The following is a 13,359-nucleotide window of genomic DNA, read 5'->3' as shown; positions in this document are numbered from 1 at the left end:
GCCCGCCGTCGCCTTCTACCAGTGGCGAAAGCAGGAGGGCGCGTACCTGCCGCTGACCATCGACGTCCTGCGCGTCACCGGCGGGGCGATCACCGAGATCATCACGTTCCACGACGACCGGTTCCCGCGCCTCGGGCTGCCCGAGCGCCTGCCGGCGGACGGCACGGAGTAGTCCCGGTGCGGCGGAGCCTCCGCACCCGGACCGATTGACGATCCCGCAACAGGACAACGCGCGGACCACGGGCGTGCGCGAGCGCGCTAAGAGCGTGTTTGAGAAGGGTCGATAACGGTCTGCGTATCTCACCGCCGTAACTGCCTCCCGCGCCGGGCTTGTCGTCGTCGCGCGGCGGAGGAGCCCGGAACGGAGACGGGGAGTCCGGCGGCCGCGAGTGCGGCCACTGCGAGGGCGGCCTCAGCAGTGCTTGCTCAGTGACATGTGCTCGACGAGGTCGAACAGGGAGGGGTCGAACTGGCCCCAGGCGATCCATCGGTAGCTTCGCGTATGGCTGGGCAGGTTCTTGACGAATTTGGTGCTGCTGCTTCGGTACACCCGTATGTCGCCGAGCACGGCCTTGCGCCCGTCCAGCAGATGCGCCCACATCAGCCAGGCGTCGTTGTCGTCAAGACTGAAGACCGTGGCGTCCAGGCGCGCCGTGCCGTCCGAGTACAGAGTCCATTTGGCGCCGGGTTCGATCGTGCATGAGCCCGCGGTGAGGTAACCCCTCCAGGTGAACGTCACCTGATCGGAGGTGGACGCGTTGGCTGTCCCGGTGGTGGGGAGCGTCAGGGCGAGGGTGAGGGCACCCATGCTCGCGGCCACACTTGCTACCCTTCGGATGCTTTTCACGGCGCTTTCCTTTCGTTGGCAGCTGTTGATAGCTGACGGTCTTTGATCAGGTGGAGCACGGTGGTCTTACACATCACTGATACGGCCACTGGGTTGCAAATCGCTTGATCAGCGCTTTCGCACGCTCCTTTAAGGTGTTCGCCGACGCCGACTTCGCCGGGATGCCGGTGCACTGGAACCAGCGCTTGCTGCGGACCGTGCCGCACATCGTCCGCAAGGCCCCCGGGCAGATCGGATTCGCGGTGATCGAGCGGCGGTGGGTCGTCGAACGGTCGCCGGCCTGGCTGACCAGCCAGCGCCGCCTGGCCCGCGACTACGAGCGCCGGCCGGCCACGGCCGAGGCCATGATCCGATGGCCGCGATCAGCGGCATGGTCCGCCGCCTCGCGCGAGGAAGCGCCGTAACTCGTCAGCAGCGCATCACCCTCGCTCATCCAGCGGAGTAGCCCTTCTCAAACACGTTCCAAGAGGCTGCCACTTGCCGTCACGGTGGAAAGAGCTCAGCGAAAATCGCCCACCTTCGAGATCACTCCGTGATTCGAAGGCGGCAGGATTTCCGTCACGTGCCGCGAATCAGGGAGCGATATGAGGCGCCTCAATGTGCTTGCCGTTCTGTTCGGTATGCTCGCCGCGCTGTTCACCGGCGCCGGCGCCGCTCATGCCGCTTCATCCGCCGACCCGGTTCAAGCTCTCCGGCAGCAGTTCGCGGCGGGGCGAGGGGTTCTGGTTTCCGAGACCGCCCGGACAGTCATTTCGGGTGACAAGCACACCTACATCAGCCGGACCACCGGCAGGATCGGGTTCGGAAAGTCCGGAGTGGTCGGCTACGACCTCACCTCTCGGGAGGTGATCACCCCCGATCTCCGGGCCACCCTGCCCCCTGAAGAACTGGAAGCGATGCGCGCTCCCCTGCGCGCGGTCAACGTGGGCCCCTATACCTACGTCCAGGGTTTCCAGTGGGGTCCGATGCCGGAAGGCAAGACCTGGGTCACGTTCGGCAAGGACAACGCGTCCTGGCAGGACTACGGCCAGCGCGGCGCCCAGCTCGTCGACGTCCTCAGCCCGGCGAGGCTCAGGTTCGTGATCTCGAAGGCCTCTTCCCCTCGCTCCGGCGAGTATCGCGGCATCCTCAAGATGAGGAACCTGTACAGCGAGCCGGGTGCTTTCAATCCGGAAAATCACACGGTTTCGTTCAGGTTGTTCGTCGACAAGGCCGGGTTGCCCGTCCGCCTGATCACGCGGTACTCCTCGAAGCAGGAGGACTACACCCGCGACGGCGAGTGGGTAAGCAGGATTCACCGGAACGTGGTGGACACCCGATACCGGTGGCACGCGAACGTGAAGATCACGGCCCCGCCGGCGTCCGCCATCGTGGAATTCAACGACCTGCCGGCGAACCGGCAGCCGAACTTCGGAATCCCACTGGTGATTCACCCGGATGACAGAGCCGTCGCCGAATAGGCCCTCCCGAATGGGGCCCATGCCGTGGAACGATTCGCGGAGACCCCCATCGTGAAAGGTCGTGGGATGCGGGCTACCACGGACGCCGACGTACGCCGGGTGTTCGACCGGATGGCGGATCGGTACGACAGCCAGATGCTGGCCTGGGAGCGCCGCCTGTTCCCGGGCAGCCGGGAGTGGGCCGTCGGGCAGGCGCGCGGTCACGTCGTGGAGATCGCGGTCGGCACCGGGCTCAACCTCCCCCTGTACGACGCCGGCACCACGGTCGTCGGGATCGAGCTGTCCGGGCCCATGCTGGAACTCGCGCGACGGCGGGTGGCGCAGGCCGGCCTCGGCGAGCGGGTGGAGCTGCGGCAGGGTGACGTGCAGCGCCTGGACCTGCCCGACGGCGTCGCCGACACGGTGCTGTCCACGTTCACGATGTGCACCATCCCGGATCCACTGGCCGCGGCACGCGAGGCCTACCGCGTGCTCAAACCGGGCGGGCGGTTCGTGCTGGCCGAGCACGGGCCGTCGAGCAACCCGGTCATCCGGGCCGGGATGCGGCTGTTGGAACCGCTGTTCGTGCGGTTCGAAGCCGACTACCTCACCCGCGATCCCCGGCCCTATCTGGAGCAGGCCGGTTTCACGATCGACTCGGTGACGCGGACGACACGCGGGATCGGCTTCCGGGTGCTGGCCGTCCGGCCATGACCCGACGTACGGCCGCCGGCGGCCACGGCTGCTGAGGATGCGCGCTAGTCGAGCCAGAGGACGATGCCGGTCATGCCGTTGAGCACGGCGGCGGCACCCGCCCGGACGGCGCGCCCGGCGCGCTCCGGGGTGAAGCTGGCCGGATCGTACGCCGAGGACATGCCGAGCCCCTCGCCGCGGAACGACGCACCGGTCCAGTCGGCGGCGGTGACGTTCTCCGTGGGCTCGGCCAGCTCCGCGCCGACAACGAGGAACTGCTGGTCGAGGTGGTTGGGAGTGACCAGGGCCAGGGGGTCGACGAGGTCGTCGCCGGCGCTGACGATGAGGTCGGGCTTCATGCCGATCGCTTTGCCGATCGTCGGGACGAACTGGTCCGGCCGCGTGGCCCTGAGGGTCCTGAGGCTGACCCGCTCCTCCTCGGCCCACGCCGTCACCGCGCTCACCAGCGTCGTGGTCTGGCGGTCCTCTCCCGCGGTGAGCAGCACCACGCGGTAGCCCTCCGGCGGGCGGACCCCGTTCCAGGAGCCGGGCCTGGGCGTGATCGTCGACTCAGGGGCGGGGGAGGCGGCCGGGAAGAAGCCCGGGCCGGGGGTGCCGACGGCGGTGGGCTTCGCGTGCGGCCGGGACCAGTCGTCGCCGGAGCCGCATCCGCCGGCCAGCAGGGCGGTCGCGACTGCCGCGGCCAGTGTGCAGGCAGGCAGAAGCCGAGAGCGCATGGGGATCGTCCTTCGGGGGCGCCGGGAAGTGCGCCTATTTCCTACCGCATGATCTGCGGCTTTCGGCGCCGAGGCCGTCTCCGCCGGGCGTGGTTCCTCGACGGTTCTCGTACGAGATACCGCTCGTTCATCTCAATCGAGCAGATTTCGTACGCCAAAGCCGAAAAGGAGTCATATGTCCCCCGCCGCTCGGCGTCGTGTCTGTGCTGTCATCGCCGCCGCAGCCGTGGCCGTCCCGTTCAGTGCCCTCTCCGCTTCGCTGGGTGCCCTGCCCGCCCTCGCCCACGGGTTCACCTCGACGGTTTACGTCAACCTCGTCTCGCCCCAGACCGGGCACGTCCGCACCGAACTCCAACTGGAGTACGACCTGCTCGTCGTCTCCGCCGCCGACTACGAGAAGGACGACCCGCTCTTCCGAGCGGGCACCGCGGCGTTCGAGGCCGGTGACGCGGCACGGCAGGCCGCCGCGCTCGACGCACACGCCGGCTCGGTCGTCGCGTACGTCACCGAACGCTTCGGCGTCACCACAGGGGGCAAGGCGTGCACCCCGGTCAGGGACGGCGGCTTCACGATCGGGCGACGCGAGGGCGTCCCGTACGCGCGGCTGACCCTCGACTACCGGTGCCCGGAGTCCGCCGGAGCGCACGAGGTGCGCAGCGCGCTGTTCTCCGGCTCCGAGGGGTACGTGCGCGACAGCAAGACGATCGTCACCTACGACCTCGACCTGAAGTCCGGAAGCACCGCCCTCGACGCTCAGCATCGGTCGTTCTCCACGCAGCAGTCCTGGTTCGAGCGGTTCTGGGAGTTCTTCCGGCTCGGAGCCGAGCACCTGCTCGGCGGGCTCGACCACATCCTGTTCCTGCTGGCGCTCATCGCGGGGTCACGCCGCCTGCGCGAGATCGTGCTGGCGGCGACGACCTTCACACTGGCCCACTCGGTGACCTTCGTCCTCGCCGCCCTCGGCCTCGTGGAGGCGCCCGCGTCGTTCGTCGAGCCCGTCATCGCCCTCTCGATCGCGGTCGTCGCGGGCTGGCACCTGTGGCGGATCTGGCGACGGCGGTCGCACGCCACAGATCTGGAGACGGCCGGTCACGGCCGCCTCGGCCTGGACCGCGCGGGCTGGACGCGGCTCGCGGTGGTCTTCTGCTTCGGCCTCGTGCACGGTCTCGGCTTCGCCGCGGCACTGGGCATCGACCATGCCTGGTCGTGGACGCTGCTGTGGTCGCTGCTCGTCTTCAACGTGGGCATCGAGGTCGTCCAGCTGACGATCATCGTCGCCGTCTTCCCGCTGCTCGCCCTGCTGCGTCACCGCCGGCCGATCGCGGGGCTGTGGACGACCGGGGCGATCGCGGCGGGCGTGTCCGCGATGGGCCTGGTGTGGTTCGTGCAACGCGTTCTCGGAATCTGAGATCACGGAATCCGAGATCACGCCACAACTTCCGGCAAGCGCAACGGTCCGCCTGCTCCACGTTCATCTCCGCGACACCGGATGCCGAAATCGTGCAAACCACTCCAATACCCCCAAATGGATGGAAAGCAATGAAGCTCGACAAGGGGACTCAGGGCCCCGGGCTCGTCCTGCGCCGGGTGGCCATGAGCGCCACCGCGGTGGCCCTCAGCGCCGGCGCCGTGTTCGGCGGCGGTCTGGCGACCGCGGCCCACGCCGACAGCGCGACGCTCACCGGCATCGTCCTCGGCGTGGGCGCCGACGAGACGCAGCGCGTCGTGTCCTGGTACTCCTCGACCGGCACCGCGCAGGTGGTCCAGGTCGCGCCGACGTCCAAGGTCGTCGACGGCCGGTTCCCCGCGAACGCCGTCACCTTCCCGGCCACGGTCACCGCGAACGTCGTCAACGGCGGCTACAACGCGCACGCCACGATCGACAGCCTGAGGCAGAACACCGCGTACTCCTACCGGGTCGGCGCCGAGGGCAACTGGTCCCCGGCGTACTCGTTCACGACCCAGGACTTCAACGGCAACAACCTCGACTTCCTGTTCTTCGGCGACCCGCAGATCGGCTCGTCCGGCAACGTGGCGAAGGACGGCGCCGGGTGGGAGGACACCCTGAACGTCGCCCTCGCCGCCAACCCGAAGGCCGAACTGCTGGTCTCCGGCGGCGACCAGGTCGAGTCGGCCAACACCGAGACGCAGTGGAACGCGTTCCTCGCGTCCGACAAGCTGCGCCAGTATCCCTGGGCCGCCACCATCGGCAACCACGACGTCGGCGGCAAGGCGTACGAGCAGCACTTCTGGACGCCGAACACCGACCGTTCCGCGCCGTACTACAACGGCAGCGCGACGACCAGGTCGGGCGGCGACTACTGGTTCACGTACAAGAACATCCTGTTCATCGACATCAACAGCAACGCGTACGCCAGTGGCTCCGACGCCGCGCACATCGCCTACATCACCGATGTCGTCAACAAGCACGGCGCCGGCGCCAAGCACACGGTGCTCATCTACCACCACGCGATCTACTCGCCGGCCAGCCACGCGAACGACAGCGACAACAAGGTGCGCCGTCAGGACTTCCCGACGGCCTTCTCGAAGCTCGGCGTCGACCTGGTCCTGCAGGGTCACGACCACAGCTACTCCCGCAGCTACGTGATCAAGAACGGCCAGAAGGCGAACAAGGACGAGCAGCCCGGTGCCACCGAGGTGTCCAAGGGCCCGGGCGGCGTCATCTACGTGACGGCGAACTCGGCCTCGGGTTCGAAGTACTACGACCTCACCGCTCCGGACACGACCAAGGACCCGAACTACGGTCCCGACCCGCTGAACCCCAAGAGCCACTGGGCCAACTCGGTCGAGAACCAGGAGCACGTCCGTACGTACGTGCGGGTCCAGGTGCGCGGGAACAAGCTCGTCGTCGAGAACCTCCGCAGCGGCACCTGCGCCGCCCCCAACGCCGCGGTGGAGCTGGGCCAGGAGTCCTGGTGCGGCCCGGACAGCGGCGCCGGCGCGGCCCAGCCGGTCGGTTCCACCGTCGACAAGGTCGTGATCCACACGAACGAGGGCAAGGCCGGCGAGGACAAGCAGGCCGCGTCCGAGTCCGACTGGCTCCAGTAGACGACCGCAGGGAAGCGGGGTTCCTCACGACGAGCCGATCCGGCCCCGCTCCCCGATGACGTGGGCGCGTGGGGTGGGCACCCGTCGGGCGCCCACCCCACGGCACGTCGTCCACGCCGCCGCTTCCACGACCACCCGAGGACCATGCAGATGCACCCGCCAAGACCGCGCACGACAACCGCAGCAGGCTCCCTCGCCCGGGCGTCGTCGTGGCGCTTCTCGCCGCGTTCGGCTGATCGGAGCGGGGACGGGCCCCGCCGCGGCAGCGGACGGCGAGGTCACCTGGACGGTCGCGACGGCCTCCGGCGACTTCGGGTCCGACCGGCGGAACTACAGCTACACCCTGGACCCGGGCGGGCGGATCGAGGACGGTCTCGTGGTCGCCAACCACGGCACGACGCCGCTCCGCCTGAGCGTGTACGCCGCGGACGCGTTCACCACCGGGCAGGGCCGGCTCGACCTGCTCGGCCAGGACGCGAAGTCGACCGGGGTGGGTGCGTGGGTCCACCCGGACCGGCCCGGCGTGACGGTCCGGCCAGGAGAGTCGGCCGAGGTGCCGTTCACGGTGGCGCTTCCCGACGACGCCGCGCCCGGCGAGTACATGGGCGGCATCGTCACCTCGCCGGCCGTGCCCGGCGGACCGGACGGGCGGCGTCTCGGCATCCGGATCCGCCTGCGCGTGGGCGGAGAGCTCAAGCCGAGCCTTTCCGTGCGGGACCTGGAGGTGCGCTATTCCGGCACGCCCAATCCGCTCGGCACGGGCGACGCCACCGTCACCTACACGATCCGCAACGACGGCAACAGCATTCTCACCGCTCGTCAGGCGGTGTCCCTGTCCGGCCCCTTCGGGCGCTGGGACGCCCGCGCGGGACACATCGACGACTCGCCCCAACTGCTGCCGGGCGACACCTGGAAGGTCTCCGTACCGGTGCACGGAGTGACGCCCGCGCTGCGGCTGACGGGGACCGTCACGCTCGTCCCGCTGCTCACCGACGCGGCGGGCTCGGTCGCCCCGCTCGCCGCCGTCGAGAGCACCGCGCACGCGTGGACCATCCCGTGGGCGCTGCTGCTTGTCCTCGCCGTCCTCTGCGGGCTCGTCGTCGCGGCTCTGGTCTTCCGGCGCCGCCGGAAGACCACGCTCCACGAGGGACTCGGCACACCGCTCGCGCAGGGATGAACCGGCGGGTCGCTGGTGATGTCACGTGTTCCTGGAACCGCACGCGTCCGGCGCACGGCGAAGACACAGGACGGGAAGTCCGCTCATCGCGTCCAGCACCACACGATCGCCCAGCGGCCTGTCGAGCCCGACGACGCCCTGGCCGCCCATGCCGGTGCCCGCGCACAGGCCGTCGCCCTGGGAGGGGACGTCGAGCCCCAGGACCACCACGTCCGGCTGCTCGCTGACCCGTAGGACGACATCGAGCGGCTCACCGTTGCAGGTCCCGTACTCGTACCTCACCAGCAGCCGGCGTTCGCCGCGCGCCTCGACGTCCATGATCTGCTCGTCGCCTGGGTCGTGCCTGCCGACGGCGCGTTTCACGGTGTCGAGCGCCTCCTGATCGGCCGCGACGCGGTCGATCGGGCCGGGCAGGTTGGAGAAGTGCAGCCGCCACGCGGGCACGGTGGCCATGCCGCGAACGGTCTCCAGCCGTATCGTCGTGAACTCCGCACCGGTCAGCTTGTACGCCTCCCCGTCGGGGTACGTGTGCCGGTCAGGCCAGATCCACTCTTCCGGCCAGGGAGACACCGCCTGCAACGCCTCTGCCGGCCCGATCACGGGGACCCGCATCGCGGACCCGTCGTCCCAGCGGACCTGCCCAGCGCCCGGCGAGGCGGGGAGCGGGCCGGCCACGACCCAGCCGTATTCCTCGTCATGCTCGATCTGCTCGCGCACCTCCGGCGGCATCACGGTCAGGTCGCCGACAGGGACGAAACCGTCGCGCCAGATCTCCGCGGCACCGCTGGTCCGCCAGGTCTCCACGGCCTGTGCGGCGTGCTCTTCGAATGTGCGCGGTCCGGTCAGAAGGCGACCGCCGCCAAGGAGCGGCACCACGGCCAGCAATGTCATGACCAATCGCAGCATGTTGCGATCTTGTCAGGATCCCGCCTGTGGCACGCCGGCTTTCAGAGCGGTTCCGGGGCGGTCTCGGGAAGAGGCGTGGCCGTCTTCTTCGATGACAGGCCGGTGTGTTCGCCGGCGAAGGCCAGGATGTCCGCGGCCAGGGCGCGTTCCTTGCTCGCGGGCGAGGCGGCGTGGGCGGTGTCGGGTTCCCTGCGCATGAGGATCGGCCGGTCGCTGCTGGTCGCGTGCTGGAGGGCCGCGCACATCTTGGTCACGTGGGCCTCTCCGGTCTGCAGATCGGTCACCGCGCCGGTGAGCAGGAACGCGGGATAGGCGACTCCGGGCGTGACGTTGTGGTAGGGCGAGTATCCGAGCAGCCATCGGAGTTGCTCGGGCCGGGACGCGCTGCCGAACTCGTCCGTCCATGTGCAGCCCAGGCCGAACCGTTCGTAGCGCACCATGTCGCAGAGCGGGCCTTCGGCGACGACCGCGGCGTACAGGTCCGGCCGCCGGGTGGCGGCGGCGGTGACCAGCAGCCCGCCGGCGGACTGACCGTAGATCGCCAGCTGGTCGCGGGTGGTCCGGCCGGTGGCGATGAGCCAGGCCGCGGCGTCGTTGAAGTCGCCGACCGCGCGGTGTTTGTGCGGCCCGCGGCCGGCGTCGTGCCAGTGCTGACCCTCTTCGCCGCCTCCGCGTACGCAGGCGACCGCGTAGGTGCCTCCGGCGCCGACCCATGCGGCCGCCAGGGGGAAGAACCACGGGCGCATCGGCATGCCGAAGCTGCCGTAGCCGTACAGCAGGGTGGGGCGCGGGCCCCGATGGTCCGCCTCTTCTGCGGTGAACAGGAACAGCGCTATCTCGGTGCCGTCACCGGCGCGGTAGCGAACGCGGCGGCTGCGGATCTTCGGGGTGTGCCCGGCCGTCACGGCGCCGGTTTCCCGTTCCGTCCTCCCCCGTACGACGTCGTACCGATAGACGGCCGGGGGCGTGGCCGCGTCGCAGTAGCCGAACCACACCTGATGCCCGTGAGGGACGCTCGCGCGCAGGGACGACACGACGCCCGCGCCGGGAAGAGGCACATCGGCGAGCGGCCGGCCACTGGCCAGGTCGTGCAGCGTCAGGACGGAGGTGCCGTGGCGGGCACGCGCCACCAGCAGGAGGGGCCGCGCGAGCGCCAGGCCGTCCAGGACCACGCACTCGTCCAGGGGAGCCCGCGGATCCTCGGCCACCAGCGTGCGCCAGGCCGCCGGGTCGGTGTCGTGCCGGTCCGCCACACAGATGCGACCGCACGGCGCCTGGTGGTCGGTGACCAGCAGCAGGCGGCCATCGGCGAGGAAGCGTGGGAGGACCCGCGCGCGGACGGCGTCCGCGTCCACGATCCTGACGAAACGCGGGGCTTGTGGATCGACGAGTTCGGCCACGTACACGTCGTTTCGCGGGGCGGGGCCGGCCGTCGCGGTGATCGCCAGATGACGGCCGTCGGCGCTGACGGTGAGCCCGTAATAGTGGTCGGGGGCCTCCTCCCCGCCGAACACGACGGCGTCGGCCTGCCAGGGCGTACCGACCCGATGCAGCCGCACCCGCCGGTGCAGACGCATGTCTCCGGGGGCCAGTTCCTCGTCGGGGACCCGGCTGACGTAATAGAACGCGTCGCCTCCTGGCAGCCAGGCGAGCGAGGTGTTGCGGGCACGGGGCAACGGCCCGTCCATCACCTCGCCGGTACGGACGTCGAGCACCACGATGTCGCTGCCGGGCTGCTCGGCGACCTCCATCTGGACGGCCACGCGTTCGCCCTCGCGGGACGGCCACCAGGCGTACAGCCCGGTGTGGCCGGACGGGTCGGTCTCCACCGGATCGACCAGCACTCGTCTGTTTCCCTGGGCGTCGACGACGAGCAGGCGCCGCTGTTCGTCCCCGCGGTGCTGCTCGGTGAGGAACATGACCGCGCCGCGCACCATCGGAGGCTCCGACACGCCGAAGGACGACATCTGGTCGACCAGAGACGCCCAGGCCTCCCTCTCCCGCCATTCGTCGCGGCACGCCCGGAAGAGACGATCCTGGGCCGCGGCCCAGTCCCGCACACGCGGGTCGTCGCCGTCTTCCAGCCAGCGATAGGGATCGGGCACGGGATTTCCGAACAGATCCTCCACCACGTCGCCGCGCCGTGCGGCGGGGTAGAACAATCGCGCCATGGACGTCCCCCGATACGTCGCCCGCCTGTGAAAGGTCGAGGCACTGCGGCCTTACGCGCCGCAGTACCTCGATTCACTCAGCTACGACTCGCCGCGGAGAATGTCCGCCTGCCAGCCGCGTACGCCCCCGATACGGGCGGCGGGAGTGGAATCGCGATACGGCAGGTATCCAGTCATGTCAGCCTCCTGGATCCGTCGATTTGCCCGGAATAGGCAATTACGACGACGACCGTCCCCGCGCCTGCGATCGATAAACACCGGTCGCTCCCGCCACGGGACACCCGCGGACCCCGGAGGACTGTCCGGGCATATCGGCTACGCTTCCGGCCGAAAATCGGCGCAAGAAAAGAAGGCCCACCGGAACAAGCGTGAAGATTTATTGGCGCACAGGTAATTCGACGCCTGCGCGAGATAGATTCCTGCCCGCCCGGCGGCGGCGCGAGGCCGGGAACCCGGTGTCCGGGCCCGTTTCCCGCGCCGCCCGGGAACCCGTGGTCACAGGTCCGAGAGCCGCTTGAACTGCTCGTCGGTCAGCCTGAGCCCGGCGGCCGCCGTGTTCTCCTCCAGATGCTCGATCGAGCTGGTCCCGGGGATCGGCAGCACGACCGGGGACCGGTGCAGCAGCCACGCCAGGGACACCTGCGCCGGGGTGGCGCCCAGCTCCGCGGCGACCTCGGCGAGCGGACCGGCGGCGGAGGCGTGCGCGCCTCTGGCGATGGGCAGCCACGGAATGAAGGCGATGCCCTCCCGCTCGCAGTAGTCGATGACCGGGTCGTCGCCGCGCTCGGTGAGGTTGTAGAGGTTCTGCACGCTGACGACCTCGATCTGCTTGCGCGCGGCCTCGATCTCCGCCACCGACACCTGGGAGAGCCCGAAGTGCCGGATCTTCCCCTCGTCCTGAAGCTGCTTCATGGCGCCGATCTGGTCGTCGAAGGGCACCTTGGGGTCGATGCGGTGCAGCTGGAACAGCTCCAGGCAGTCCATGCGGAGCCGGCGAAGGCTCAGCTCGACCTGCTGGCGGAGGTACTCCGGGCGGCCCAGCGGCAGCCACTCCTTCCGCGACGGGCGGCTCTGGCCCGACTTCGTCGCGATGACGAGGCCCTCCGGATAGGGGTGCAGCGCCTCCGCGAGGAGCTCCTCGCTGGTCCCCGGGCCGTACGAGTCGGCCGTGTCGATGAAGGTGATGCCGAGCTCCACCGCGCGCCGCACGAGCGCGAGCGCGGCGGGGACGTCGTCGGGCGGGCCCCACACGTCGGGCCCGGTGATGCGCATCGCCCCGAAGCCGAGACGGCCGACGCGAAGATCGCCCCCGATGGTGATCGTGGTCTCCACTGTCAGTACCTTCCTTCCTCCGTGGTCAGCAGGAGCTTGCCCGTCGAGCGACGCTCCTCCAGGTCGGCGTGGGCCTGCGCCGCCTCGGCCAATGGCCGGACGGAGGTGACGCGCACCTCCAGATCTCCTGCGACCACTCTGTCGAAGACGGCGGCCGCGCGGGCGAGCAGTTCGCTTCGATGGGCGATGTGGTGTTCCAGGTTGGGCCGCGTGAGGAACACCGAGCCCGCGGCGTTGAGCCGCTGCGGATCCACCGGAGGGACCGGACCGCCCGACTGGCCGAACAGGGCCAGCACCCCCCGGGGACGCAACGCGGCAAGGCTCGCCTCGAACGTCGGTGCGCCCACCCCGTCGTACACGGCCGCGACCCCCCGGCCGCGGGTCAGGTCGCGCACACGGGCGGCTACCTCGCAGCGATCGTAGCGAATGATCTCCGCCGCGCCGGCCGAACGCGCGATCTCCTCCTTCCGCTGCGTGGAGACCGTGCCGATCACCCGGGCGCCGAGCAACGTGGCCCACCGGACGAGCAGCAGGCCCATGCCGCCCGCGGCCGCGTGGACCAGCACCGTGTCGCCCGGCCGCACCCGATAGGTGTCGTGGAGGAGGTAGTGCGCGGTCATGCCCTGGAGCAGTACGGCGGCCGCGGTCCGCGCCGGGACGCCGGGCGGGACCGGGACCAGCCGGTCGGCCGGGATCACGGCCAGTTCGGCGTAGGCGCCCGGGACGTTCACCCAGGCGACGCGGTCGCCCGCGCGGACCCCGGTGACCCCGGCGCCGACCCGCCTCACCACGCCGGCGCCCTCCATGCCGGGCGTGTGCGGCAGCGGCGTCGCATACCGGCCCGACCGCTGGTAGACGTCGATGAAGTTCACGCCGGCCGCGGTCACCTCGACGAGCGCCTCGCCGGGACCGGGATCGGGATCGCGTACCGTCTCCAGGCGCAGGACCTCCGGGCCTCCGGCGGCCCGCATGACGATCGCCCGCATCG

At 70.1% G+C, this 13,359-nt stretch carries 12 protein-coding genes; 6 read left to right on the top strand and 6 right to left on the bottom strand.

Features of this window, described 5'->3' with window-relative positions; translation table 11 throughout:
* Nucleotides 1-412 precede the first annotated feature (412 nt).
* Nucleotides 413-808: a DUF6294 family protein gene (locus B1L11_RS15090; protein WP_143737283.1), complete on the bottom strand. Its 396-nt coding sequence runs from the start codon at nt 806-808 to the stop codon at nt 413-415.
* A 173-nt stretch (nt 809-981) separates the two neighbouring features.
* On the opposite strand from B1L11_RS15090, the gene B1L11_RS15085 reads away from it, so the two are divergent.
* The 3 genes from B1L11_RS15085 to B1L11_RS15075 all read left to right on the top strand — a co-directional run bounded on the left by B1L11_RS15085 (nt 982) and on the right by B1L11_RS15075 (nt 3,000).
* Nucleotides 982-1,251 (top strand): transposase, encoded by a 270-nt coding sequence (locus tag B1L11_RS15085; protein ID WP_079315053.1) that lies wholly within the window; start codon nt 982-984, stop codon nt 1,249-1,251.
* Nucleotides 1,252-1,446: 195 nt separating this feature from the next.
* A complete protein-coding gene (locus B1L11_RS15080) occupies nt 1,447-2,307 on the top strand; it encodes a hypothetical protein (protein ID WP_143737282.1) in 861 nt (286 codons plus the stop codon).
* A gap of 66 nt (nt 2,308-2,373) precedes the next feature.
* Nucleotides 2,374-3,000: a class I SAM-dependent methyltransferase gene (locus B1L11_RS15075; RefSeq protein WP_079315051.1), complete on the top strand. Its 627-nt coding sequence runs from the start codon at nt 2,374-2,376 to the stop codon at nt 2,998-3,000.
* 44 nt (nt 3,001-3,044) lie between these two features.
* Here B1L11_RS15075 and B1L11_RS15070 read toward each other — a convergent pair whose 3' ends face one another.
* Nucleotides 3,045-3,716, bottom strand: a complete 672-nt coding sequence (locus tag B1L11_RS15070; protein WP_079315050.1) for a hypothetical protein — start codon at nt 3,714-3,716, stop codon at nt 3,045-3,047.
* A 175-nt stretch (nt 3,717-3,891) separates the two neighbouring features.
* On the opposite strand from B1L11_RS15070, the gene B1L11_RS15065 reads away from it, so the two are divergent.
* From B1L11_RS15065 to B1L11_RS15055, 3 genes are all read left to right on the top strand, one after another.
* Entirely contained in the window at nt 3,892-5,124 is a 1,233-nt protein-coding gene (locus B1L11_RS15065; protein ID WP_079315049.1) for a HupE/UreJ family protein, read from the top strand.
* 131 nt (nt 5,125-5,255) lie between these two features.
* A complete protein-coding gene (locus B1L11_RS15060; protein ID WP_079315048.1) occupies nt 5,256-6,785 on the top strand; it encodes a metallophosphoesterase family protein in 1,530 nt (509 codons plus the stop codon).
* Between the two features lie 73 nt (nt 6,786-6,858).
* Complete coding sequence (locus B1L11_RS15055; protein ID WP_218671133.1) at nt 6,859-7,962, top strand: WxL protein peptidoglycan domain-containing protein; 1,104 nt, start codon at nt 6,859-6,861, stop codon at nt 7,960-7,962.
* Between the two features lie 21 nt (nt 7,963-7,983).
* On the opposite strand, the gene B1L11_RS15050 is transcribed toward B1L11_RS15055, so the two are convergent.
* From B1L11_RS15050 to B1L11_RS15035, 4 genes are all read right to left on the bottom strand, one after another.
* Nucleotides 7,984-8,868, bottom strand: a complete 885-nt coding sequence (locus B1L11_RS15050; protein WP_143737280.1) for a hypothetical protein — start codon at nt 8,866-8,868, stop codon at nt 7,984-7,986.
* Nucleotides 8,869-8,909: 41 nt separating this feature from the next.
* On the bottom strand, nt 8,910-11,039 hold the full coding sequence (locus B1L11_RS15045) for a prolyl oligopeptidase family serine peptidase (protein ID WP_079315046.1): 2,130 nt from the start codon (nt 11,037-11,039) through the stop codon (nt 8,910-8,912).
* Between the two features lie 495 nt (nt 11,040-11,534).
* Nucleotides 11,535-12,371, bottom strand: a complete 837-nt coding sequence (locus B1L11_RS15040) for an aldo/keto reductase (RefSeq protein ID WP_256862551.1) — start codon at nt 12,369-12,371, stop codon at nt 11,535-11,537.
* A 2-nt stretch (nt 12,372-12,373) separates the two neighbouring features.
* Nucleotides 12,374-13,357, bottom strand: a complete 984-nt coding sequence (locus B1L11_RS15035; RefSeq protein ID WP_079315045.1) for a quinone oxidoreductase — start codon at nt 13,355-13,357, stop codon at nt 12,374-12,376.
* Nucleotides 13,358-13,359 lie beyond the last annotated feature (2 nt).

Source organism: Microbispora sp. GKU 823 (genome assembly GCF_002027145.1).
GTDB lineage: Bacteria > Actinomycetota > Actinomycetes > Streptosporangiales > Streptosporangiaceae > Microbispora > Microbispora siamensis.
This window is presented reverse-complemented; position numbering and strand designations above follow the sequence as displayed.

Bases quoted from the DNA above. Each gene is read 5' to 3' on its own strand.
- B1L11_RS15090 (WP_143737283.1), bottom strand. From the start codon at position 808: ATGGGTGCCCTCACCCTCGCCCTGACGCTCCCCACCACCGGGACAGCC.
- B1L11_RS15075 (WP_079315051.1), top strand. From the start codon at position 2,374: ATGCGGGCTACCACGGACGCCGACGTACGCCGGGTGTTCGACCGGATG.
- B1L11_RS15070 (WP_079315050.1), bottom strand. From the start codon at position 3,716: ATGCGCTCTCGGCTTCTGCCTGCCTGCACACTGGCCGCGGCAGTCGCG.
- B1L11_RS15065 (WP_079315049.1), top strand. From the start codon at position 3,892: ATGTCCCCCGCCGCTCGGCGTCGTGTCTGTGCTGTCATCGCCGCCGCA.
- B1L11_RS15060 (WP_079315048.1), top strand. From the start codon at position 5,256: ATGAAGCTCGACAAGGGGACTCAGGGCCCCGGGCTCGTCCTGCGCCGG.
- B1L11_RS15050 (WP_143737280.1), bottom strand. From the start codon at position 8,868: ATGCTGCGATTGGTCATGACATTGCTGGCCGTGGTGCCGCTCCTTGGC.
- B1L11_RS15045 (WP_079315046.1), bottom strand. From the start codon at position 11,039: ATGGCGCGATTGTTCTACCCCGCCGCACGGCGCGGCGACGTGGTGGAG.
- B1L11_RS15035 (WP_079315045.1), bottom strand. From the start codon at position 13,357: ATGCGGGCGATCGTCATGCGGGCCGCCGGAGGCCCGGAGGTCCTGCGC.